The 22,948-nt window shown below is 62.1% G+C and carries 27 protein-coding genes; 11 read left to right on the forward strand and 16 right to left on the reverse strand.

The genetic code is table 11. From position 1 onward, the window contains the following. Window positions 1-312, reverse strand: a complete 312-nt coding sequence (flgM, locus tag N6G83_RS03145; RefSeq protein ID WP_004934832.1) for a flagellar biosynthesis anti-sigma factor FlgM — start codon at window positions 310-312, stop codon at window positions 1-3. 129 nt (window positions 313-441) lie between these two features. Continuing rightward, window positions 442-1,095: a flagellar basal body P-ring formation chaperone FlgA gene (flgA, locus tag N6G83_RS03150; RefSeq protein WP_025303264.1), complete on the reverse strand. Its 654-nt coding sequence runs from the start codon at window positions 1,093-1,095 to the stop codon at window positions 442-444. Window positions 1,096-1,255: 160 nt separating this feature from the next. Between flgA and flgB the strand changes: the two genes are divergently transcribed. From flgB to flgL, 11 genes are all read left to right on the forward strand, one after another. After that, entirely contained in the window at window positions 1,256-1,669 is a 414-nt protein-coding gene (flgB, locus tag N6G83_RS03155) for a flagellar basal body rod protein FlgB (protein WP_025303263.1), read from the forward strand. A gap of 5 nt (window positions 1,670-1,674) precedes the next feature. Next, complete coding sequence (gene flgC / locus N6G83_RS03160; RefSeq protein WP_004934826.1) at window positions 1,675-2,079, forward strand: flagellar basal body rod protein FlgC; 405 nt, start codon at window positions 1,675-1,677, stop codon at window positions 2,077-2,079. A gap of 12 nt (window positions 2,080-2,091) precedes the next feature. Next, window positions 2,092-2,769 (forward strand): flagellar hook assembly protein FlgD, encoded by a 678-nt coding sequence (flgD, locus tag N6G83_RS03165; RefSeq protein WP_016927297.1) that lies wholly within the window; start codon window positions 2,092-2,094, stop codon window positions 2,767-2,769. 54 nt (window positions 2,770-2,823) lie between these two features. Next, on the forward strand, window positions 2,824-4,047 hold the full coding sequence (gene flgE, locus N6G83_RS03170; RefSeq protein ID WP_025303262.1) for a flagellar hook protein FlgE: 1,224 nt from the start codon (window positions 2,824-2,826) through the stop codon (window positions 4,045-4,047). A 12-nt stretch (window positions 4,048-4,059) separates the two neighbouring features. Continuing rightward, window positions 4,060-4,815, forward strand: a complete 756-nt coding sequence (locus N6G83_RS03175; protein WP_127146017.1) for a flagellar basal body rod protein FlgF — start codon at window positions 4,060-4,062, stop codon at window positions 4,813-4,815. Window positions 4,816-4,833: 18 nt separating this feature from the next. After that, complete coding sequence (flgG, locus tag N6G83_RS03180) at window positions 4,834-5,616, forward strand: flagellar basal-body rod protein FlgG (RefSeq protein ID WP_004934819.1); 783 nt, start codon at window positions 4,834-4,836, stop codon at window positions 5,614-5,616. Window positions 5,617-5,699: 83 nt separating this feature from the next. Further along, the gene (flgH, locus tag N6G83_RS03185) at window positions 5,700-6,401 is read left to right on the forward strand and encodes a flagellar basal body L-ring protein FlgH (protein ID WP_004934817.1); all 702 of its coding nucleotides are present in this window, start codon (window positions 5,700-5,702) and stop codon (window positions 6,399-6,401) included. 10 nt (window positions 6,402-6,411) lie between these two features. Next, on the forward strand, window positions 6,412-7,512 hold the full coding sequence (locus tag N6G83_RS03190) for a flagellar basal body P-ring protein FlgI (RefSeq protein WP_004934816.1): 1,101 nt from the start codon (window positions 6,412-6,414) through the stop codon (window positions 7,510-7,512). After that, window positions 7,512-8,456, forward strand: coding sequence for a flagellar assembly peptidoglycan hydrolase FlgJ (flgJ, locus tag N6G83_RS03195; protein ID WP_127146016.1), 945 nt, complete (start codon window positions 7,512-7,514; stop codon window positions 8,454-8,456). The genes N6G83_RS03190 and flgJ overlap by 1 nt, the downstream gene beginning before the upstream one ends. 285 nt (window positions 8,457-8,741) lie before the next feature. Further along, a complete protein-coding gene (gene flgK / locus N6G83_RS03200; protein ID WP_033643519.1) occupies window positions 8,742-10,391 on the forward strand; it encodes a flagellar hook-associated protein FlgK in 1,650 nt (549 codons plus the stop codon). Between the two features lie 59 nt (window positions 10,392-10,450). Next, window positions 10,451-11,410, forward strand: a complete 960-nt coding sequence (gene flgL / locus N6G83_RS03205; protein WP_016927302.1) for a flagellar hook-associated protein FlgL — start codon at window positions 10,451-10,453, stop codon at window positions 11,408-11,410. A 272-nt stretch (window positions 11,411-11,682) separates the two neighbouring features. On the opposite strand, the gene sra is transcribed toward flgL, so the two are convergent. From sra to fliF, 14 genes are all read right to left on the reverse strand, one after another. After that, entirely contained in the window at window positions 11,683-11,817 is a 135-nt protein-coding gene (gene sra, locus N6G83_RS03210) for a stationary-phase-induced ribosome-associated protein (RefSeq protein WP_087763075.1), read from the reverse strand. 356 nt (window positions 11,818-12,173) lie between these two features. Beyond that, the gene (gene fliR, locus N6G83_RS03215) at window positions 12,174-12,956 is read right to left on the reverse strand and encodes a flagellar biosynthetic protein FliR (RefSeq protein WP_043138626.1); all 783 of its coding nucleotides are present in this window, start codon (window positions 12,954-12,956) and stop codon (window positions 12,174-12,176) included. 2 nt (window positions 12,957-12,958) lie between these two features. Further along, window positions 12,959-13,228 (reverse strand): flagellar biosynthesis protein FliQ, encoded by a 270-nt coding sequence (gene fliQ, locus N6G83_RS03220; RefSeq protein WP_004934803.1) that lies wholly within the window; start codon window positions 13,226-13,228, stop codon window positions 12,959-12,961. A 21-nt stretch (window positions 13,229-13,249) separates the two neighbouring features. Continuing rightward, entirely contained in the window at window positions 13,250-14,011 is a 762-nt protein-coding gene (gene fliP, locus N6G83_RS03225) for a flagellar type III secretion system pore protein FliP (RefSeq protein WP_025303257.1), read from the reverse strand. Further along, window positions 14,008-14,412 (reverse strand): flagellar biosynthetic protein FliO, encoded by a 405-nt coding sequence (gene fliO, locus N6G83_RS03230; RefSeq protein ID WP_025303256.1) that lies wholly within the window; start codon window positions 14,410-14,412, stop codon window positions 14,008-14,010. The genes fliP and fliO overlap by 4 nt, the downstream gene beginning before the upstream one ends. Beyond that, window positions 14,412-14,828: a flagellar motor switch protein FliN gene (gene fliN / locus N6G83_RS03235; RefSeq protein WP_038876868.1), complete on the reverse strand. Its 417-nt coding sequence runs from the start codon at window positions 14,826-14,828 to the stop codon at window positions 14,412-14,414. The genes fliO and fliN overlap by 1 nt, the downstream gene beginning before the upstream one ends. Next, window positions 14,821-15,825: a flagellar motor switch protein FliM gene (fliM, locus tag N6G83_RS03240; RefSeq protein WP_025303254.1), complete on the reverse strand. Its 1,005-nt coding sequence runs from the start codon at window positions 15,823-15,825 to the stop codon at window positions 14,821-14,823. Before fliM ends, fliN begins: the two co-directional genes overlap by 8 nt. Window positions 15,826-15,830: 5 nt before the next feature. Beyond that, the gene (gene fliL / locus N6G83_RS03245) at window positions 15,831-16,316 is read right to left on the reverse strand and encodes a flagellar basal body-associated protein FliL (protein WP_025303253.1); all 486 of its coding nucleotides are present in this window, start codon (window positions 16,314-16,316) and stop codon (window positions 15,831-15,833) included. Between the two features lie 165 nt (window positions 16,317-16,481). After that, window positions 16,482-17,711, reverse strand: coding sequence for a flagellar hook-length control protein FliK (locus N6G83_RS03250; protein WP_043138619.1), 1,230 nt, complete (start codon window positions 17,709-17,711; stop codon window positions 16,482-16,484). Beyond that, window positions 17,708-18,154 (reverse strand): flagellar export protein FliJ, encoded by a 447-nt coding sequence (gene fliJ, locus N6G83_RS03255; protein ID WP_043138615.1) that lies wholly within the window; start codon window positions 18,152-18,154, stop codon window positions 17,708-17,710. The genes N6G83_RS03250 and fliJ overlap by 4 nt, the downstream gene beginning before the upstream one ends. 21 nt (window positions 18,155-18,175) lie before the next feature. After that, window positions 18,176-19,537, reverse strand: coding sequence for a flagellar protein export ATPase FliI (fliI, locus tag N6G83_RS03260; RefSeq protein WP_004934781.1), 1,362 nt, complete (start codon window positions 19,535-19,537; stop codon window positions 18,176-18,178). Next, complete coding sequence (fliH, locus tag N6G83_RS03265; protein ID WP_025303250.1) at window positions 19,537-20,241, reverse strand: flagellar assembly protein FliH; 705 nt, start codon at window positions 20,239-20,241, stop codon at window positions 19,537-19,539. The genes fliI and fliH overlap by 1 nt, the downstream gene beginning before the upstream one ends. Further along, complete coding sequence (gene fliG / locus N6G83_RS03270; RefSeq protein ID WP_025303249.1) at window positions 20,234-21,226, reverse strand: flagellar motor switch protein FliG; 993 nt, start codon at window positions 21,224-21,226, stop codon at window positions 20,234-20,236. The genes fliH and fliG overlap by 8 nt, the downstream gene beginning before the upstream one ends. Then, entirely contained in the window at window positions 21,223-22,923 is a 1,701-nt protein-coding gene (gene fliF, locus N6G83_RS03275) for a flagellar basal-body MS-ring/collar protein FliF (RefSeq protein WP_025303248.1), read from the reverse strand. The genes fliG and fliF overlap by 4 nt, the downstream gene beginning before the upstream one ends. Window positions 22,924-22,948 lie beyond the last annotated feature (25 nt).

Below are 22,948 nucleotides of genomic sequence, written 5' to 3' on the forward strand. Positions count from 1 at the left end.
TCAGTCGCGTCCGGCGATCCATTGAACATCGCTCTGCGCGTCTTGCAGCAGTGCGTCGGCGATTTTGCCGGCGTCCATCTTCAGTTCACCGTTGCGGATCGCCTGTTTGATGGCCTCGACCCGGCCCATATCGATATCCTGGGTGCCCGGTTGCATCAGGCGCGCCTGCGCCTCGCTCAGTTTGACCTGCGTGCCGCTGACGGCGGTTTCGGCCACGGCGGCCTTGCGCGGTTGGAGCGGGTTGTCGGCCGGGGTTTCACGCGGTTGCACAGTGGAAACCGGCTGTAACCGCTGGGTGCGATCGATACTCATGGTCCATCTCCGTTTACGCCGTGGCCGCTCGGGGGCGACGACGCTGCAATGAAAGTTTTGCGGCCCTGGTGGCCAATAAAATGCTGCTTGATTTGTCTTATCGGCAAGGTTTGCGGAACCTTTACTTTTTTATAACGTAATGCGGATCGCGCCGTCGTCCCCGACCACGCCGCTGACGATCTGCCCGGACGCCATGCGCACCCGCACGCTGTCTTCGGCGGCGGCGTTGTTCATCGCCTTACCCGCACCGCTGATGCTGAATCCTTCGCCCTGTGCATTGACCTGTACCGATTGCCCGGCCTTGATAATCCAGGCGCGGCGCAGCATGGCGAGGGTCAGCGGCTGACCGGGGCTAATGTTGCGCAGGCTGACGGCGCCTAACGCTTTGCTCGCTTCGGTCAGCGCACGCGGCGGCAGGGTATCGAGCCGGCCTGCTTTCAACGTCAGATCCGCCGCCGTCAACCGGCTGCCGGCGCTGATGCCGCGCGCCGAAACGAGATAGCGGCCAAACACCTGCACCTGCGTCTGGATAAAACGCCGCTCCTGGCCACAGCGCGCCGAAATGCTGACGTTGCCGCCGATCCGCGCGTTGGGCGGCAGCGACAGCTGCGGCAGTTCGCAAGCGGGCCATTGGTTCGGCGGCGTGCGCACCCGCACTTTTACCTGTACCGGTTCGCCGCTGAACTTGCCTTGGATGAAGCTTTCGATTTGCGTCGCCAGATCGTCGGCGCGCGCGTTCAGACTGCACAGCAGGCCGATAAGCAGCAGCATTTTACCTTTCATCGTCATCTTCTCAAGCTTCATCGGGATACGCGTAAGTGTACCCGCAGCGCGCGCAGGCTAAGCAGATAAATAGCGCCCCATTTTGCGTTTATTCCCGCGATAGGGTAGCGCGGGGGGCGTTTATGCTGTCGACTCCAAATTCTAACCTCGCGGAGGGAGCATGCTCGACAAACTGGACGCGGCTCTGCGCTTTGGCCAAGAGGCGCTGAACTTGCGCGCCCAGCGGCAGGAAATTCTGGCCGCCAACATCGCCAACGCAGACACACCGGGTTATCAGGCGCGGGATATCGATTTCGCCAGCCAATTGAACAAAGTGATGGAGCAGGGGCGCGTCAGCGGCAACGGCATGTCGCTGAACCTGACGGCGGCGCGCCACATCCCGGCGCAGACCCTGCAGCCGCCGCAGCTCGATTTGCTGTTCCGGGTGCCGGATCAGCCCTCGATGGACGGCAACACGGTGGACATGGATCGCGAACGCACCAACTTTGCCGATAACAGCCTGAAATATCAGACCGACCTGACGCTGCTCAACGGTCAGATCAAAGGGATGATGTCCGTGCTGCAACAAGGATAAGGCGCATGTCTTTACTGAATATTTTTGATATCTCCGGCTCGGCGTTATCGGCGCAATCCCAGCGCATGAACGTCAGCGCCAGCAACATGGCCAACGCCGACAGCGTGACCGGCCCGGACGGCGAGCCTTACCGCGCCAAGCAGGTGGTGTTCCAGGTCGCGGCGGCCCCCGGGCAGCCGACCGGCGGCGTACGCGTCGCTCAGGTGGTGGACGATCCGGCGCCCGAGCGTCTGGTCTATCAACCGGGCAACCCGCTGGCGGACGCCAAGGGCTACGTGCGCATGCCGAACGTCGACGTGGTGGGTGAAATGGTCAACACCATCTCCGCTTCCCGCAGCTACCAGGCCAATGTCGAGGTGCTCAACACCACCAAGTCGATGATGATGAAAACCCTGACGTTGGGTCAGTAACCGGAGGTTCCCATGGCTATCGCCGCAACCACGAACGAGTCGTTGGACAACACCGTCATCGGTAACAACAGCAAAAATACCAACAGCCAGGATCTGCACAACAGTTTCCTGACGCTGCTGGTGGCGCAGTTGAAAAACCAGGATCCGACCAATCCGATGCAGAACAACGAACTGACCTCGCAGCTAGCGCAGATCAACACCGTGCAGGGCATCGAAAAACTCAACACCACGCTGGGGTCGATCTCCGGCCAGATCAACAGCAACCAGTCGCTGCAAGCCACTGCGCTGATCGGCCACGGCGTGATGGTGCCGGGCAATAACATTCTGGTCGGCAGCAAGGACGGCAAGGTCAGCACGACGCCGTTCGGCGTGGAACTGGAGCGCGCTGCCGATCAGGTGACCGCTACCATCACCAACGCCAGTGGGCAGGTGGTGCGCACCATCGAAATCGGCGGCCTGACCGCCGGTGTGCATGCCTTCACCTGGGACGGTTCGTTGGATGACGGCTCTACCGCACCCGACGGCGCCTACAAAGTGGCGATTAACGCCAAAGGCAATGGCGAGCAACTGGTGGCGCGCAGCCTGCACTTCGGCCTGGTGAACGGCGTGATCCGCGACGGCAACGGCGCCAAGCTGGATCTCGGTCTGGCGGGCAACGCCACCCTGGAAGACGTGCGACAGATCTTATAACCCTAAGCATCAGGCTCAATCGGACGATAGCCTGACCACTATTCGGAGAATAACATGGCCTTTTCTCAGGCAGTCAGCGGCTTAAACGCGGCAGCAACCAACCTGGACGTGATCGGTAACAACATCGCCAACTCCGCGACTGCGGGCTTCAAATCCGGCAGCGTCTCCTTTGCCGATATGTTCGCCGGTTCACAGGTCGGTCTGGGCGTCAAAGTGTCCGGCATCACTCAGAACTTCAAGGGTGGCACCACCACCGGCACCAGCCGTTCATTGGATGTGGCCATCAACGGCAACGGTTTTTTCCGCATGCAGGATAAAGACGGCGGCATCTTCTATACCCGCAACGGTCAGTTCAAGCTGGACGAAAACCGCAACCTGACCAACATGCAGGGGCTACAGCTGACCGGCTACCCGGCGGCCGGCTCTCCGCCGACCATCCAGCAGGGCGCCAACCCGGTGCCGCTGAGCATTCCTGAAGGTATGATGAACGCCAAGGCGTCCACCTCCGGCGAGATGGTGGCCAACCTGAAGTCCACCCATAAAGTGCCGGAGAACAAGACCTTCGATCCGACCAAGCAGGACAGCTACAACTACGTCAACACCATCACCGCTTACGACTCGCTGGGTAATGCGCACAACATCAACGCCTACTTTGTGAAGACAGCAGACAATAAATGGCAGGTCTACACCCAGGACGGCAGCGCCGCGCCGGTTGACGCCGGCACCATGGAGTTCAGCCCCAGCGGCAACCTGGTGAAAACCACCAGCACCAACGGCGCACCGGGCGAGTTCAGCATGGTGATCCCGATGACCGCCAAAGACGGTGCTCCGGCGCAAAACTTTACCCTGAGCTTCGCCGGCAGCATGCAGCAGAACGTGAGCAGCGACTCGGTGAGCAAGGTATCGCAGGACGGTTATGCCGCCGGTGAATACACGGGCTACCAGATCAACAATGACGGCACCATCGTGGGCGTCTATTCCAACCAGCAGACCCAGCTGTTGGGCCAGATCGTCATGGCCAACTTCTCCAACCCGGAAGGGCTGGCGTCGCAGGGCGATAACGTGTGGCAGGAAACCGGTGCGTCCGGTCAGCCGCGCGTTGGTCTGTCGGGCGGCGGCGGCTTCGGTAAGCTGACCAGCGGCGCGCTGGAGTCTTCCAACGTCGATCTGAGCCAGGAGCTGGTGAACATGATCGTCGCACAGCGTAACTACCAGTCCAACGCCCAGACCATCAAGACGCAGGACTCCATCCTGCAGACGTTGGTTAGCCTGCGCTAATAAGGCCGAGTTATGGATCACGCGATTTATACCGCGATGGGCGCGGCGCGCCAAACGCTGGAACAGCAGTCCATTACCGCCAACAACCTGGCCAATGCGTCGACGCCGGGCTTTCGCGCCCAGCTCGCCGCATTGCGCGCGGTGCCGGTCGACGGGCCGAGCCTGGCGACGCGCACCTTGGTGACCGCGTCGACGCCGGGCGCCGATATGAGCCAGGGGGCGCTGAACTACACGGCGCGTCCGCTGGACGTGGCGCTGCAGCAGGACGGTTTCCTGGCGGTGAGCCTGCCGGGTGGGGGGGAAGCCTATACCCGCAACGGCAACATTCAGATCTCCTCCACCGGGCAGTTGACGGTGCAGGGATTGCCGGTGATGGGTGACGGCGGCCCGATCGAGGTGCCGCCGTCGGCGGAGATCACCATCGCGGCCGACGGTACCATTTCGGCGCTGAACGCCGGCGATCCGCCGAACACCATCGCGCAGATCGGCCGTCTGAAGCTGGTGAACGCCGATGCGCGCGAAGTGATGCGCGGTGACGACGGGCTGTTCCGCCTGACGCCGGAAACTCAACAGCAGCGCGGCAATCAGTTGCAAAACGATCCGCAGGTGCGGGTGATGCCGGGCGTGCTGGAGGGCAGCAACGTCAAGCCGATGGAGACCATGGTCGACATGATCGCCAACGCCCGCCGTTTTGAAATGCAAATGAAAGTCATCCACAGCGTGGATGAAAACGAACAGCGTGCCAACTCACTGCTCTCAATGAGTTAAGCAGCAAGGAAATAACCGATGATTCCATCCTTATGGATTGCCAAAACCGGTCTGGACGCGCAGCAGACCAACATGGACGTGATCGCCAACAACCTGGCGAACGTCAGCACCAACGGCTTCAAACGCCAGCGTGCGGTATTTGAAGATCTGCTGTACCAGACCATGCGTCAGCCGGGGGCACAGTCTTCCGAGCAGACCACGCTGCCTTCCGGTCTGCAGATCGGCACCGGCGTGCGTCCGGTGGCGACCGAGCGTCTGCACAGCCAGGGCAACCTGTCGCAGACGAACAACAGTAAAGACGTCGCCATCAAGGGGCAGGGTTTCTTCCAGGTGATGCTGCCGGACGGCACCCAGGCCTACACGCGCGACGGCTCGTTCCAGATCGATCAGAACGGCCAGCTGGTCACATCCAGCGGTTTCCAGGTGCAGCCGGCGATCACCATTCCGGCGAACGCGCTGTCCATCACCGTCGGCCGCGACGGCATCGTCAGCGTCACCCAGCAGGGGCAAACCGCCGCCCAGCAGGTGGGTCAACTGACGCTGACGACCTTTGTCAACGACAGCGGTCTGGAGAGCGTGGGCGAGAACCTGTATCAGGAAACCGAAAGCTCGGGCGCGCCGAACGAGAGCACGCCGGGGCTGAACGGCGCCGGTCTGCTGTATCAGGGCTACGTGGAGACCTCCAACGTTAACGTGGCGGAAGAGCTGGTCAACATGATCCAGACTCAGCGCGCTTACGAGATCAACAGCAAAGCGGTTTCGACTTCCGATCAGATGCTGCAAAAGCTGACGCAACTGTAATCTGTCATTGACGGGCCCGGCTTGCCGGGCCCGTCATTCTCTTTCGTGAAACAAAGGCGATACCCGTGGTAACCACATATTCGATGGCAATCCTGCCGCGGCAGGGACAACGCTGGCTGGCGGGAATGGTGATGCTGACGCTGAGCGGCTGCGCTTATATTCCGCATAAACCGCTGGTGGACGGTGCGACCACGGCGCAGCCCGCGCCGGCCAGCGCGCCGATGCCGAACGGCTCGATCTTCCAGACGGTGCAGCCGATGAACTACGGCTATCAGCCGCTGTTCGAAGACCGCCGTCCGCGCAACGTCGGTGACACCCTGACCATCGTGCTGCAGGAAAACGTCAGCGCCAGCAAGAGCTCTTCCGCCAACGCCAGCCGCAACGGCGCCAGCAAGTTCGGCGTCGCCACCTCGCCGCGTTACCTCGACGGTCTGTTGGGCAATGCGCGCGCCGATATGGACATTTCCGGCGACAGTACCTTCGGTGGCAAGGGCGGCGCCAACGCCAACAACACCTTCAACGGCACCATTACGGTGACGGTCAACCAGGTGCTGGCCAACGGCAACCTGCACGTGGTGGGGGAAAAGCAGATCGCCATCAACCAGGGCACCGAATTCATTCGCTTCTCCGGCGTCGTTAACCCGCGCACCATCAGCGGCAACAACTCGGTCACCTCGACGCAGGTGGCGGACGCGCGTATCGAATACGTCGGCAATGGCTATATCAACGAAGCGCAGACCATGGGCTGGCTGCAGCGCTTCTTCTTAAATGTTTCACCGTTCTAAGGATTGACTGATGCTGAAAAAATGGTTTATCGCGCTGTGCGTCGGGCTGGTGTGCTTGCCGGCGGCGGCGGAGCGCATCCGCGATCTGGTGACGGTGCAGGGCGTGCGAGACAACGCCCTGATCGGCTACGGCCTGGTGGTGGGGCTGGACGGTTCCGGCGACCAGACCATGCAGACGCCGTTCACCACCCAAAGCCTGAGCAACATGCTGTCGCAGCTGGGCATCACCGTGCCGCCGGGCACTAACATGCAGCTGAAAAACGTGGCGGCGGTGATGGTGACCGCCAAACTGCCGCCGTTCTCGCGCGCCGGGCAGAACATCGACGTGGTGGTTTCATCGATGGGCAACGCCAAGAGCCTGCGCGGCGGCACCTTGCTGATGACGCCGCTCAAAGGCGTGGATAACCAGGTCTATGCGCTGGCGCAGGGCAACGTGCTGGTCGGCGGCGCGGGCGCGGCGGCCGGCGGCAGCAGCGTGCAGGTCAACCAGCTGGCGGGCGGGCGCATCAGCAACGGCGCCACCATTGAGCGCGAGCTGCCGACCACCTTCGGCAGCGGCGGCGTACTCAACCTGCAGCTGAACGACGAAGACTTCACGCTGGCGCAGCAGATCAGCGACGCCATCAACCGCCAACGCGGCGGCGGCACCGCGACGCCGCTCGACGCCCGCACGATCCAGGTGCTGGTGCCGCAGGGCAACAGCTCTCAGGTGCGTTTCCTGGCGGAGATTCAAAACATCACCGTCAACGTCGGCGCGATGGACGCCAAAGTGATCATCAACTCGCGCACCGGGTCGGTGGTGATGAACCGCGATGTGATCCTCGATTCCTGCGCCGTCGCCCAGGGCAACCTGTCGGTGGTGGTCGATCGGCAGAACACCGTCAGCCAACCGACGACGCCGTTCGGCGGCGGCCAGACGGTGGTGACGCCAAACACCCAGATCTCGGTGCAACAGCAGGGCGGATCGCTGCAGAAGGTGAACGCCAGCGCCAACCTGAACAACGTCATTCGCGCGCTGAACGCGTTGGGCGCCACGCCGATCGATCTGATGTCGATCCTGCAGGCGATGCAGAGCGCCGGCTGCCTGCGCGCCAAGCTGGAAATCATCTGATGGCCGGCGATCTGATGGCAATGTCGGGTGCGGCCTATGACGCCCAGGCGCTGAACGGTCTGAAGCGCGATGCGGCGGCCGACCCGCAGGGCAACCTCAAGCAGGTGGCCCAGCAGGTAGAAGGCATGTTCGTGCAGATGATGCTGAAAAGCATGCGATCCGCCTTGCCGCAGGACGGGGTATTGAGCAGCGATCAAACGCGGCTCTATACCTCGATGTATGACCAGCAAATCGCCCAGCAGATGTCGCAAAAAGGGCTGGGGCTGGCCGACATGATGGTCAAGCAGATGAGCAACGCCAACGCGGTGCCGAGTGAAACGGCGGGCCTGTCGCCGATGGCGCTGGACAACGAGGTGCTGCAAACGCTGCCGAACCAGGCGCTGGACCAGATGGTGCGCCGCGCGATGCCGAAAGCCCCGCCGGCCGCCGCGCCACTGTCGCTCAACAACGGCAACTTCGTCGCTCGTCTGTCGATCCCGGCGAAGGTCGCCAGCCAGCAGAGCGGCATTCCGCATCAGCTGATCGTCGCGCAGGCGGCGCTGGAGTCCGGCTGGGGGCAGCGCGAGATCCCGACCTCAGACGGCACGCCGAGCTACAACCTGTTCGGCATCAAGGCCGGCGGCAGCTGGAACGGGCCGGTGACGGAGATCACCACCACCGAGTTCGAACAGGGCGCGGCGAAGAAGGTGAAGGCGAAGTTCCGCGTCTACGGGTCGTATGTCGAAGCAATTGCCGACTACGTCAAACTGCTGACCAACAACCCGCGCTATGCCGACGTGGCCGCCGCGCGCAGCCCGGAGCAGGCGGCGCATGCGCTGCAACGCGCCGGGTACGCCACCGATCCGCAGTACGCCAGCAAACTGGTCAGCGTGATTCAGCAGATGAAGAACGCGGGGGAACAGGCGGTGAAAGCCTATACCCACGATCTGAAAGATTTGTTCTAAATCCCCGTCATTCTTGACGCCGCAGCGGCGTTGACTGCACAAGCTCGCCCCGGTCACTTGGCTTAACCAAGCGCCCGGGGACGCCCTTGCTTGTCGCCTTGCTGCGACGCCAATTATTTAGGGGATAGGCGGTAACGAAGGCTAGCTGGATGCTGACCGCGTTGCCGCTTTTTTTCCTCAAGTTCTTCTCATTTTGGCCGATAACCGAAACAGGCTGAGCGAACAGGCTCAGCAGCTCAATTAAGAACCCTGTGGGCCACCGGCGCCGCAGCATAAGGAATTCCGATGTCCAATAGCTTAATCAATACCGCGATGAGCGGGCTGAATGCGGCTCAGGTGGCGCTCAGTACCGTCAGCAACAACATCTCCAACTACAACGTGGCGGGCTACAACCGCCAGACCGCGATCCTGGCGCAGAACGGCGGCATGGCCACCATGAGCGGCTTTATCGGCAACGGCGTGACCGTCACCAGCGTTAACCGCGAGTACAACCAGTTCATCACCAACCAGCTGCGCGGCGCACAAAGCGCGTTCGGGGCGCAGAACGCCTATTACGAGAAGATTTCGCAGATCGACAATCTGTTGGCGAGCAAGACCAACCCGCTGTCGACCAACATGCAGGATTTCTTCACCAACCTGCAGAACCTGGTGAGCAACGCCGGTGATGATGCCGCGCGCCAAACGGTGCTGGGCAAGGCCAACGGCCTGGTGAACCAGTTCAACAACACCGACAAATTTCTGCGCGACATGGACAACGGCGTCAATCAGCAGATCAGCGATACGGCGCAGCAGATCAACAGCTACGGCCAGCAGATCGCCAAGCTGAACGACGAGATCACCCGTTTGCGCGGCAGCGCCGGCGGCGAGCCAAATGCGTTGCTGGATCAGCGCGATCAGCTGGTCACCGAATTGAACCAACTGGTGGGCGTACAGGTCACGCAACAGGACGGCGACGCCTATACCGTCTCCTTCGCCAACGGCTTGACGCTGGTGCAGGGCAGCAATACGTATCAGGTGGAAGCCGTGCCTTCCAGCAGCGATCCTTCCCGTCTGACTATCGGCTATAACCGCGGCAACGGCGCCAGCGAAGTGCCAGAAGGCCAGATCACCAGCGGCACGCTGAGCGGCGTGCTGAAATTCCGCAGCGAAACGCTGGACGGCGTGCGCAATCAGCTGGGCCAGTTGGCGCTGGCGATGGCGGACAGCTTTAACCAACAGCATCGCGCCGGCTTCGATCTGAACGGTGACGCAGGCGGCGACTTCTTCAGCTTCAGCGGCGGACGGGTGGTGGATAACACCCGCAACACCGGCGACGCGTCGCTGTCGGTTTCTTACACCGATACCGGCAAGGTGAAGGCTAACGATTATCGCGTTGAGTTCGACGGCAGCAACTGGCAGGTCAGCCGCCTGCCGGACAATGTGAAAGTCAACGCCACGCCGGGCACCAGCGCCGACGGCAAACCGACGCTGAACTTCGACGGGTTGGAAGTGAGCATCGACGGCAATGCGCAGGCCAAAGACAGCTTCACCGTGAAGCCGGTCAGCGACGTGGCGGGCAACCTGAAAGTGGCCATCACCGATTCGTCCAAGATCGCCGCCGCCGGTAAAGACGACAGCGGCCGCGGCGATAACGAGAACGCCAAGAAGCTGCTGGATCTGCAAACCAAAAACCTGGTGGACGGCAAAGCGACCCTGAGCGGCGCTTACGCCGGCATCGTCAGCGGCGTCGGCAACCAGACCGCTGCCGCCAAGGCCATCGCTACCTCGCAGGCCAAGATCGTCACGCAGCTGGGTGCGCAACAGCAGTCGATGTCCGGCGTCAACCTTGACGAAGAGTACGGTGAACTGCTGCGTTTCCAGCAGTACTACATGGCCAACGCGCAGGTGATTCAGACCGCCAGCTCGCTGTTCGACGCGCTGCTGAATATTCGTTGATTTCATTGTTAATCGGCGCCGATAACGGCGCCGGTCGCTCAGAGTAAGGAACCCACAGCATGCGCATGAGCACCAGCATGATGTACCAACAGAACATGAACGGCATCACGGGCAACCAGTCGCTGTTCATGAAGGCGGCCGAGCAGCTTTCCTCGGGCAAGCGGGTGATCAACCCGTCCGACGATCCGCTGGCGGCGTCGCGCGCGGTGATGTTGTCGCAGTCGCAGGCGGAAAACAGCCAGTACACGCTGGCGCGCACCTTCGCTCGTCAGAACGTGTCGATGGAAGAAACGGTATTGGCCGGCGCGACCTCCACCATCGCGGATATGAAGGCGCTGATCGTCAACGCCGGCGGCACCGAAAGCGATAACGATCGCCAGTCGCTGGCCACCCAACTGCAGGGGCTGAAAGATCAGCTGCTGAACCAGGCCAACAGCACCGACGGCAACGGCCGCTATATGTTCGGCGGATATGTGAACGACAAGGCGCCGTTCGTCGATAACGGCGGCACCGTCAGTTATCAGGGCGGGGACAAGACGGTTCAGCAGAAAGTGGACGCCAACCGCACCATGACCATCGGCCATACCGGCAACGCGGTGTTCATGTCGTTGACCAGCAATCCGAAGCCCGAGCCGGACGGCAGCGCGCCGGTCAGCAACGTATTCGAGAGCATCGATATTGCGCTGAACGCGTTGAAAACCCCGCTGCAGGGCGCCGACGAGGCCACCAAGCAGCAGGTGAACGATGCCTTGGCGAAAGCCAACCGCGGTCTGGACAACTCCTACAACAACGTGTTGAGCGTGCGCGCCGAGCTGGGCAGTCAGCTGCAGGAAATGGATCAGCTGGACAGCATCGGTAAAGAGCGTGACATGACCAACCAGATCCAGATGAGCGCGTTGACGGATGCCGATCTGGCCGAGTCTATCTCGTCTTATTTCATGCAGCAGGCAGCACTGCAGGCGTCGTATAAAACCTTCAGCGATATGCAGGGCATGTCGCTGTTCCAGATGAATCGTTAAGAGCAATACCCCGTTGCCTGACCGCGACGGGTTTCCCTTTAGTGCGCTTAGAAAATGCCTTCTCCGCCTCGCGGGGAGGGAGGCTTCTTGAAACCGGGTGCACTCGTTTGGCGCGTCGCTCGTTCTCCCACTACTGACTGAGTGACGCGCCTTTTTTTCATCAGGAAAGAAATAATACGATTGTCACCCCTGTTTAATGCGCAATGGCATTATTGAAATCAGCGGTGGAAGAATCGCGATGGATATTATTTCCCTGACGATAAATAGCGCTACTATTTCTTTTTCTTCTCCACTTTCCATTTTCCGCCGTCGGCCGTCTCGGTAAACGAAACTCTAAACTTGTTGCTTTTCCAGTGGGTCAGACCGAATAACCGGCGTGCTTTGCGGTTGCTTTTCGCTTTAATCATTTTCTCGCTCCTGTGGTTAGCAAAGGTCGATGCTGCGCCCTGCAGCCGGTAGGCGCCGGACGCATTTATTCAGGGTGTAAGTTATCTGTCGCGCATTTTACCCTGCGTGACTGCGTTATTTTTTATTTCCAATTGGGAGCCAGCGTTTTTATCGCCGCTGATGGCTAGCGTGGTACAAGCGATATTTCTGTTGCCGGGTCTATTCTAGGTCGGGGTTTTATTTATTCAAGCCGCCGGAGACATTTGAACCTTAATCCGGATAAAAGGCGTTTCTCAGGCTTTTGTCCCAAGAAAGCGTTTTTATTGCCATTTTGTCTCAGGCAGATAAGGGGGAAAGGGAGGGGCGTTGCAGGGGCTTAGAAGGTCATGCCGCCGATTACCGCCGCCAGTCGATCGAAGATTTCACCGAACAGATGTTCACAGAACGGCGCCAGCATCGGCATCATCATACCCAGCGTCATGATGCCGAAGGTCATGGTGACCGGGAAACCGATCACGAAGACCGACAGCTGCGGGGTCATGCGATTGAGCAGGCCGAGCGCCATGTTCAGCGTCAACAGCAGGCAGATCAGCGGCAGCGCCAGCATCATGCCGTTGATGAAAATCAGCGAGCCAACCTGGGTCAACACCAGGAAGCCGTTGCCGTTCAGCGGCTGCGTTTGGATAGGCAGGGTATGGAAGCTGTCCGCCAGCAGTGAAATCAGCCACAGATGGCCGTCGAAGCTGAGGAACAGCAGCATCGCCAGCAGGTTAAGCAGGCGCGCCAGCACCGGCATGTTCGGGCCGCCGCTGGGATCGAAGAAGGTGGCGAACGACAGGCCCATCTGCATGCCGATCACTTCGCCCGCCAGGCGCACCGCCGCGAAGGCGAACTGCATGGTCAATCCCAGCGCCACGCCGATCAGAATCTGTTGAACCGCCAGCCACAGGCCGGCGGCGGAGAAGATCGGGATATTGCTGGCGGGCAGCGTCGGCGCGATCAGAATGACGATCAGCCCGCCAAGGCCGATTTTGACCTTTTTGCTGATTTGTTTTTCGCTGAATATCGGCGCGGTGCTGATCAGCGCCAGAATGCGCAGCAGCGGCCAAAAGTAGTGGCTGAGCCAGACGGTGAGCTGGGCGCTGTCGAAGGTGAGCACGGTCAGCCGATCAGGGTGGGCAGGTTGCTGAACAGAGTGCGCATGTAGTCCAGCAACAGATTCAACATCCAGGGACCGGCGATGATGATGGTGGCCACCACCGCCAGAATTTTAGGGATGAACGACAGCGTCATTTCGTTGATCTGGGTGGCGGCCTGCAGCAGGCTGACGACCAGGCCGCTGATCAGCGCCGCCAGCAGCAGCGGGGCGGCCAGCGCCAGCGCGACTTTCATCGCTTCGGTGCCGAGCGCCATAACCGATTCAGGTGTCATCTCGCGTTCTCCGGTCAGGGGTTACGAATAGAAGCTCTGCGCCAGCGAGCCGAGCAGCAGCTGCCAGCCATCGACCAGCACGAACAGCATCAGCTTGAACGGCAGCGAGATGGTGGCGGGCGGCACCATCATCATCCCCAGCGCCATCAGCACGCTGGCGACCACCAGGTCGATAATCAGGAACGGAATGAACACCGTAAAGCCGATCTGGAAGGCGGTTTTCAGTTCGCTGGTGACGTAGGCGGGCAGCAGGATGCGCATCGGCACCGCCTCCGGGCCGGCCAGCGGCGGCTGATTGGCCAATCTGGCGTACAGCGCGAGATCGGTTTCGCGCGTTTGGCGCAGCATGAATTCGCGCAGCGGCTGCGCGCCTTTATCCAGCGCGACTTCCAGCCCGATTTTGTCCTGGCTGAACGGCAGGTAGGCGTCCTGATAAACCTTGTCGAACACCGGCGACATGATGAAGAAGGTCAGGAACAACGCCAGCCCCAGCATCACCTGGTTCGGCGGCGCCGAAGGCGTGCCCAGCGCGTTGCGCAGCAGGCCGAGCACGATGATGATGCGGGTGAAGCTGGTCATCATCAGCAGCATGGCCGGCAGGAAGGTCAGCGAGGTCAACAGCACCAGCGTCTGCACCGGCAGCGACCAGCTTTGGCCGCCGTTGGCCAGCGGCTGACTGATCAGCCCCGGCAGTTGTGCCAAAGCCGCCGGGCTGATGAACAGCAGGGCGGCAGGGAGCCAAACCGCCGGACGGCGGACGAGGGTATGAAGAGTCGAGGTCATGCCGATTTTTCCGGGCGTTTCAGAACTTTTTGCATCAGTTGGCGGAAGTCCGCCGGCGTCGCCACGTCGGCCGCGCCCTCGTCTTTCGGCGGGGCGGGCAGGGTGTGCAGCGGGGTGATCTGCTGGGCGGTGACGCCCAGCACCAGCAAGGTGTCATCGACTTCCACCACCACCACGCGCTCGCGCTGCCCGACCTGGCAACTGGCGCGCAGGTTGAGCAGTTTGTTGTTGCGCGCCTGCGGGGCGAAACCCAGCCGACGGAACAGCCAACCGGCCAGCAGGATCAGCAGCAGAATGCCGCCGAGCGCGCTGCTGACCTGCATCAACACCGAACCGGCCGGCAGGGCCGGCGCGGCGGGGGATTGGCTGCTTTGAACGGTTACGGGCGCCGCAACGGTCATCAGCGGCTCAGTCGACGCATGCGTTCGGACGGGGTGATAATGTCGGTGATGCGCACGCCGAACTTGTCGGCCACCACCACCACTTCACCTTGTGCGATCAGGTAACCGTTGATCAGGATGTCCAGCGGCTCGCCGGCCAGGCCGTCCAGCGCCACCACCGAGCCTTGCGACAGGCGCAGCAGCTCTTTGATGGTCATCTTGGTGCGCCCCAGTTCCACGGTCAGCTTGACCGGAATATCCAGGATCAGGTCGATATCCTGCAGGCTGCCGAGCGCATCCTGAGCTTCCAGCGACTTGAACACCCCTTCGGTGCTCGCGCCGGATTTCTCTGTCGACTGCTGCTCGTTAAACGCATCAGCCCACAGATCGTCTACGGATTCCTTTCCTTCGCCAGACGGTTGCTTAGGATCACTCATTGGGCTGTTCCTCACTCAGAGCATTCAAAATAGGGTTAATCAAATGTTCAACACGCAGGGCATATTGCCCGTTTAACGTGCCGTATTGGCTGGTCAGAACCGGTACGCCGTCCACATGGGCGATCAGGCGTTCCGGCTTGTCTATCGGTAATACATCGCCCGGTTGCAGCTTCAGGACTTTCGACAGCCGCATCGGGATATCGACGAAGTTGGCGATCAGCTCCAGTTCGGAGTGCTGCACCTGCTTCACCAGCGTTTCGCGCCAGTGGCTGTCTTCCTGCCGCGAATTTTCCAGCGGCGGGTTGGTCAACAGCTCGCGCAGCGGTTCGATCATCGCGAACGGAATGCAGATGTTGAACTCGCCGGTCAGCGCGCCGATCTCCACCTGGAACGGCGTGGTGACCACGATGTCGTTCGGCGAGGTGGTGATGTTGGTGAACTTCACCTGCATTTCGGCGCGCACGTATTCCACGTCGATCTTGTAAATGGCGCTCCAGGCGTCGCCATAGGCGTCCAGCGCCAGGCGCAGCATGCGTTTGATCACCCGCTGTTCGGTCGGGGTGAATTCGCGGCCTTCGACTTTGGTCGGGAAGCGGCCGTCGCCGCCGAACAGGTTGTCGACGGCGATGAACACCAGACTCGGCGCGAACACGAACAGGGCAGTGCCGCGCAGCGGATTCAGATGCACCAGGTTCAGGTTGGTCGGCACCGGCAGGTTGCGGGCGAACTCGTGATACGGCTGGATTTTGATCGGGCCGACGGTAATGTCCGGGCTGCGGCGCAGCAGGTTGAACAACCCCATGCGGAACTGCCGGGCAAAACGTTCGTTGATGATTTCCAGCGCGTGCAGACGCTCGCGCACCACGCGGCGCTGGGTGTTCGGATCGTAAGGCTTGACCTCGCTCTCTTTGCCGACTATCGCTTCGGGTTCATCACCCGCGCTGTCGCCGTTGAGCAAGGCGTCGATCTCTGCCTGTGAAAGAATGCTATCGCCCATAGTGATTACCGCAGTATGAAGGCGGTGAACAGCACGTCGCTGACCACCTGCTTCGGTTGTCCCTTAACCAGCGGCGGGCTGAGCACGTCCTTAATCTGCGCCACCAGCTGTTGCTTCCCTTGTTCATTGGCCAGCTGGCCCGCTTCCTGACGGGAGAGCAGCATCAGCAAGCGGCTGCGCACTTCCGGCAGAAAATCGTTCAGCTGACGGCGGGTACTTTCGTCCGGCAGACGCAGCGTGAGTCCGATATACAGCACGCGATCCGGGTTGTTGTCCGGCGTCACCAGGTTGACGGTAAAGGTGTCGAGCGGCATGAACACCGGCGCGGCCGGCGGTTGCTGTTTGACGGCGGCCGGTTCGGCGCCGTTTTTATGCTGTTGCAGCAGCCACCAGCTGTAGCCCGCGGCGCCACAGGCGACGACGCTGATCAATACCAGCAGGATGACCAGAAGGGAGCGTTTCGGTGCTGCCGGAAGGGTGTTCTGAGACATAGCCAAATCTAATTCCTGTTGTTCCACCCGCAGCCTGCGAGGCGGCGGGCATGGCGCGCGGCAAAGCCGCACGCATGACATGTAAAGGTATTATCGCGTCTATCACGGCGTGCAATAGCCTGAATAGACGCGCAAATGGGTGCCAGCTTGGGCGTTTGCGGCGGCTCAGGCGAAAATATCGACGCCGTTGACCGCACTGGCCATGCGCTGCAGCGCCACCGGCGCGCTGACGCCGTCGGCGGCCGCAGCCTCACCGCCAGCATGTTCAGCATAGCTGGAACGCCCCTGGCCGTTGGACGCCTGCTGCTGCCCCTGTTGCCATTGCGGGGTGGACTCGCCGCCCACGCTGCTTTGCCCCAGGTTGATGCCGCTCTCCGCCAGCGCGTGACGCAGCTGCGGCATCGCTGCTTCCACCGCCGCGCGCACCTGACCGTGGGCGGAGGCAATGTGCAATTGCGCCTGCTGATCGTCCAGTTTCAGCGTGATCTGCAAGGCGCCCAGCTCCTGCGGGTGCAGGCGCAGCTCGGCACTTTGCTGGCCGTTGCGGTGGAACATCAGCACCTGTTGGTTCAACGCCTGCTGCCATTCCGGGCTGCCCAGCTGCGCGTTGAGCTGCGGCGTAGGCGGTGCGGTCACCAGTGCGCTGGCCGGTGCGGCCGTTTGCGTTGGGCTGGCGGCGGCCAGGGCGACGGCATGGTTGAGCGTCGGTTGCTGCTGCGCATCGCTCGCCGGCAGCGGCTGTGCGGTACTTGCGCGCTCACCGCTGGTCGGTTGCGGGAGCGCCGCCTTGGCATTATCGTCGCCGGTGGCCGGCGTTTTCGCGCCTATCAGCGACGGAGCAGGGGATGCCGATGAACGCGCGGCGGTTTTATCACCGGCCGCCGCAATGTTCAGCAGGCCATTGCCGGGCTGCAGTGCAGTCGCCTCGTCAGCGTTTTCCACCGGCAGCGAACGTTGGCCTTCGGTCGGTTGCGCCTGGGCGACGAGCGCGGCCGGCAGCATGGCGTACAGCGCCTGCAGCGTTGCGGCATCCAGCTCTTTGGCGGCGGCGATCGGTGGTTGCGCCGGTTTGTCGCCGGCGGTGGGTGCCTCGGCTTCGGCGCCTTCAGGTGAAAGCGCATCGGCTGGGGTGGCCGGGTTCTGCAGCAGGCCGCCGCGCTCGCCGAAGGTGGCTAGCAGTTGATTGAGCTGGTTGCGGCTCAGGGCCGGGGCGCGTTCCTCGTCCGCGCTCAGCGCGACCGGCGGCTGTTTGCCATCGGCGGCGGGCGCGAAACGTGCGCCGAGCAGCTGGGCGAAGGCCGATGACAACTGGCTCTCATCCAGCGCCGACGTCAGTTCGGCCAGGCCGCCGGCGTCGCCGGGTAAGGCCAGGCCGGGCAGGGCGTTCAGATTCATGGGTTGATATTCCTTTGTGCACTGCGTTGAGCGAACTCATCCATCAGTTTTTGATCCCGTTTGTTCTCCTGCTGCTGCTCCGCATTTAAGGCGCGGGTATGCAGGGTCTCGAAAGCGTTCAGCCGCTGTTGTTTGTCTTGCCATTGCTTCACCGCATGATCCACTTTCTGCCCCCACTGCAGCAGCTGCTGGCGGTGCTGGTCGATGGCCTGTTCCAGCGTGCCGATAAACTGCTGGTAGTTTTGCCAGCTAGAGCTGTCCATGCCGTCGCAAAGCGTATGATTCAGCTTCTGGCGGTATTCGTCCTGATAGTTGAGCAGCATCGACAGCTGTTGCTCTGCCGCCTGCTGCGCCTGCCGTACCTGGCCCAGCTGTTGCGCGGCCTGTTCCACCGCATCCTGCGCCAGATCTCGCAGGGTAATCAGGGGAGATTGTGATTTCATCGCTGTGCGCCTCTGGTGACGTTAAACAATCAACTGCTGCAGCTGTTGACAGGCTTCATCGTAGCCGCTGCGTTCAAAGATGCCCTGTTGCAGGTACGCTTCCATCTGCGGGTACAGCGTCATCGCTTTGTCCAGCAACGGATCGCTGCCGGCCGCGTAGGCGCCGACGCTGATCAGATCGCGGTTGCGCTGATAGCTGGCCAGCATCTGCTTGAAGGTGCGTACCCGGCGATAATGCTCTTCGTCGATCAGCGACGTCATGGCGCGGCTGATTGACGCTTCGATGTCGATAGCCGGGTAATGGCCGGCTTCCGCCAGGCGCCGGGACAGCACCACGTGGCCGTCGAGGATGGCGCGCGCCGAGTCGGCGATCGGGTCTTGCTGATCGTCCCCTTCGGTCAATACGGTGTAGAAGGCGGTAATGGAACCGCCGCCGCTGATGCCGTTACCCGCGCGTTCCACCAGCGCAGGCAGTTTGGCGAAGACCGAAGGCGGATAGCCTTTGGTCGCCGGCGGTTCGCCGATGGCCAGGGCGATCTCACGCTGCGCCATGGCGTAGCGGGTAAGGGAGTCCATGATCAGCAACACGTGCTGCCCGCGATCGCGGAAATCTTCGGCGATGCGGGTGGCGTAGGCCGCCCCCTGCATGCGCAGCAACGGCGATACGTCCGCCGGCGCAGCGATCACCACCGAGCGCGCCCGGCCTTCGGCACCGAGAATGTTCTCGATAAAGTCTTTGACCTCGCGGCCGCGCTCGCCGATCAGGCCAACGACGATCACATCCGCCTGGGTATAACGGGCCATCATGCCGAGCAACACGCTCTTGCCGACGCCGGAGCCGGCGAACAGGCCCATGCGCTGGCCGCGACCGACGGTCAGCAGACCGTTGATGGTGCGCACCCCCACGTCCAGCACCTGCTCGATCGGCGTGCGCTGCAAGGGGTTGAACGGCGCGGTGATCAGCGGCGCGCGGTAACCGGTTTCCGGTGAAGGCAGGCCGTCGAGCGGTTTGGCGCTGCCGTCCAGCACCCGTCCCAACAGGGCTGGGCCGAGCGGCAGCTGTTTGCCGGCGCTTTGGCCTTCCGGCGCGATGCGGGCGTAAACCCGCGCGCCCGGCACGATGCCTTCGACTTCTTCCAGCGGCATCAGGAACAGCCGCTGGCCGTTGAAGCCGACCACTTCGCTTTCCACTTCCTGCACTTCACCGGCGTCGTGCCGTTCGATGAGGCAGGTCGCGCCGAGCGGCAGCTGCAGGCCGGTAGCCTCCAGCACCAGCCCGGTCGCGCGGGTCAGGCGGCCGTAGCGGCGCACCGTCGGCGCGCGGGCGATGCGTTTTTCCAGCGTATCCAGAGAACTCAGCCAGCGGCCGAGACGCGCGGTCATCAGACTTCTCCCGGTGCCGCCAGGCGGCACAGTTCATGCCAGCGCGTCGCCAGGCTGGCGTCGAGATCGCCTTCCTCTGCGCTGACTTTGCAGCCGCCCGGATGCAGTTCGCCGTCCGCCAACAGGCGCCAGCCGTGCAGGCTGAGGGTAACCCCCAACTGTTGCTCGACGCGGGGGTAGTCGTCCGGGTGGACCCGCAGCTGCGGCTTGCCGTTGAACATCGGCTCCTGCTGGATCAGCTGTTGGATCTGCGCGAGCAGGGCGGTGCCGTCGCACACCGGCGGCTGGCCCAGCACCTGTTTGGCGGCGGTCAACGCCAGCTGCATCAACCGTGAAGCGATCACGCTGTCGAGCGCGTCCAGCGTGTGCTGGAATTCGGTAACCAACTGCTGCCAGTGGGCGGTCAGCGGCTGTTGCTGCTGCTGCGCTTCCAGCAGCCCTTGCTGACGGCCTTCTTCCAGACCGGACTGAAAACCGGCTTCATAGCCTTTTTGCTGGCCGTCGGCATAGCCCAACTGCTGGCCCTGTTGCTCAGCCTGCAGCCGCAGCGTCGCCAGCTGCTGTTGCAATTCGGCCTGCGCGTCCGGCGACGGATCGCTTTGTTCGAGATCCGGCAGCGGCGGCAGGTCGAACGCCGGTTTCTGTTCGCCCAAATCGTTGAGCGACCAGGGCTGCCAGGGCAGGGTGTTAATGCGATCAGACATAGGTGTCCTCGCCGCCGCCAATGATCATTTCGCCGGTTTCCGCCAGGCGTCTTACCACCAACAGGATGGCTTTCTGCTCGTTCTCCACCTGCGACATGCGCACCGGCCCACGGTTGGCCAGATCGTCGCGCAGGATGTCGGCGGCGCGTTGCGACATGTTCTTGAGGAACTTCTCGCGCAGCGGTTGTTCGGCGCCTTTCAACGCGATCAGCAGCGACTCGCCTTCCACTTCCTGCAGCAGGCGCTGGATGCTGCGATCGTCGACTTCCACCAGGTTTTCGAACAGGAACATCTCGTCGATGATCTTCTGCGCCAGCTCGCCGTCGTATTCGCGCATCGCGTCGATGACCGCTTCTTCCTGCTGGGTTTTCATCAGGTTGATGATCTCGGCGGCGGTGCGCACCCCGCCCATTTTGCTGCGCTTGAGGTTCTGGCCGTCGAGCAGGTTGTTCAGCACTTCGGTCAGCTCCGCCAACGCCGCCGGCTGCACGCCGCCGAAGGTGGCGATACGCAGCATCACGTCGTTGCGCAGACGTTCGTCGAACAGGGCCAGGATATCCGCCGCCTGGCCGCGTTTGAGGTGCACCAGAATAGTGGCGATGATCTGCGGGTGTTCGTCGCGGATCAGATCGGCAGCGCTCTGCGGCTCCATAAAGTTGAGCGTTTCCATGCCGGTGGTGGTCTCGCGCGATTCGAGAATGTCTTCCAGCAGGCTGGCGGCGCGCTCTTCGCCCAGGGCCTTGACCAGCACCGAGCGCAGATAGTCGCTGGCGTTGACGCTCAGCGCCGCGTATTGCTCGGCGTCGTCTTCAAACTCGGTCAGTACTTCGCCGAGCTGTTTGTGCGAAACCTGGCTCATGCCGGCCATGGTGCCGCTCAGCAGCTGTACTTCGCGCGAGGAGAGGTGCTTGAACACCTCCGCCGCGCGATCTTCACCCAGCGTCATCAGCAAGATGGCGCTTTTGTCGGTTCCGGTCAGGCTCATATCTCGTTACTCATCCATTGGCGGATTACCAGAGCGACCACGCGTGGGTCTTTATCAGCCAGATCGCGGATCCGCTGGCTCTGGACTTCTGCGCTGACGCGCTGCTGCGATTTACGACGCTGCGCCAGCTCCTCGTTGCTCGGTTTGCCGCTGTCGGCCGGTTTGGCGGCAGGGGCATTGGCGGCGGCGATGGCGGCCTGTTGCGCCGCCTGGCGCTGTTGCAGCTGTGGCCGCACCAGTTTGCGCCACAGCAGCCAGGCCACCAGCAGCACCAGCAGATAGCGGCCCGCGTCGATCAGGCGATCGATAAACGACTGGCTTTGCCAGAACGGCAGTTCGCCACCGGTCACCTGACTGTCGGTAAACGGCGTGTTGACCACGTTCAGGGTATCGCCACGGCTGCTGGAGTAGCCCATCGCTTCACGCACCAGCGCTTCGATCTGCGCCAACTGCTCTTTGCTCATTGGCTGCGGTTTGCCGTCTTTATCTACGCCGAGGTAGTTGACTACCACGGCGACCGACAGGCGCTGCACGGTGCCGGCCTTTTGCTGGGTGTGGCGAATGGTGCGGTCGAGTTCGTAGTTGGTAGTCGCGTCGCGACGGGTGTTTTGCGGTACGCCGTTGGCCGCCGCGCTGCGGGTGGTTGCGGCGTTTTGCGCGGTGGCATTGGCATTGTTGCCTGCGGCGTTGGCCGGCTTGACGGTCTCAATCGGCGCGGTGGCCGGTGCGCTTGGCTGATTGGACAGCGCGCCTGGCACGCCGCCCACCTGTGGCCCGCCGATCTGCTCGCTCAGGCTGGTTTGCTGAGAGCGAATAGCGGCTTTGTCAGGCTGTTGGTTAGGTTGGTACTGTTCATCGGTTTGCTCGCGCGTGGCGAAGTCGATCTGCGCCGTGACCTGCGCGCGCACGTTGGCGCTGCCGACCACCGGGGCGAGGATCGCCTCGATGCGGCGCTGGAAGCCGTTTTCCACTTCGTTGGCGTATTTCAGCTGCGAGGCGTTGAGATCGCGCCCGGTGCCGTCGGACTGCGTCAGCAGGCGGCCAGCCTGGTCGACCACGGTCACGTTGCCCGGCGGCAGGCCGGCGACGCTGCTCGACACCATATAAACGATGGCGTTGATCTGGCCGTCGTCCAGCGCACGGCCGGGTTGCAGGGTCAGCGTCACCGACGCGGAAGGGGATTTCTGTTCGCGTACGAACAGCGAAGGTTTCGGCAACGCCAGGTGAACGCGGGCGTTTTGCACCGGCCCCAGCGACTCGATGGTGCGCGACAGCTCGCCTTCAAGGGCGCGCTGATAGTTGATCTGCTCGCTGAACTGGCTGATGCCGAATTTTTCCTGATCCAGCAGTTCGAAACCGACGGCGCCGCCTTTCGGCAGCCCTTGCTGCGCGAGGCGCAGACGGGTTTCATGCACTTTTTCCGCCGGGATCAGCAGCGCTGCGCCATTTTCGGCAAAGCGATAAGGGATATTCATCTGCGTCAGCTGGGTGACGATGGCGCCGCCGTCGCGGTCGTTCAGATTGCTGTACAGCACGCGGTAGTCGGGGCTTTTCACCCACAACAGCAGCGCGACGACGATCGCGATCGCGGCGGAAGCGGCGACCAGCAACGGAATTTTCGGGTTGGCGCGCAGACGATTCCAGATGGCTTGCAGGCCGTTGTCGCGGCTTTCGCCGGCGGTTATCGAAGCACTCATTTTAGGTCTCGTCCTTCAATGGCGC

The sequence above is a fragment of the Serratia sp. PL7 genome (assembly GCF_945957435.1).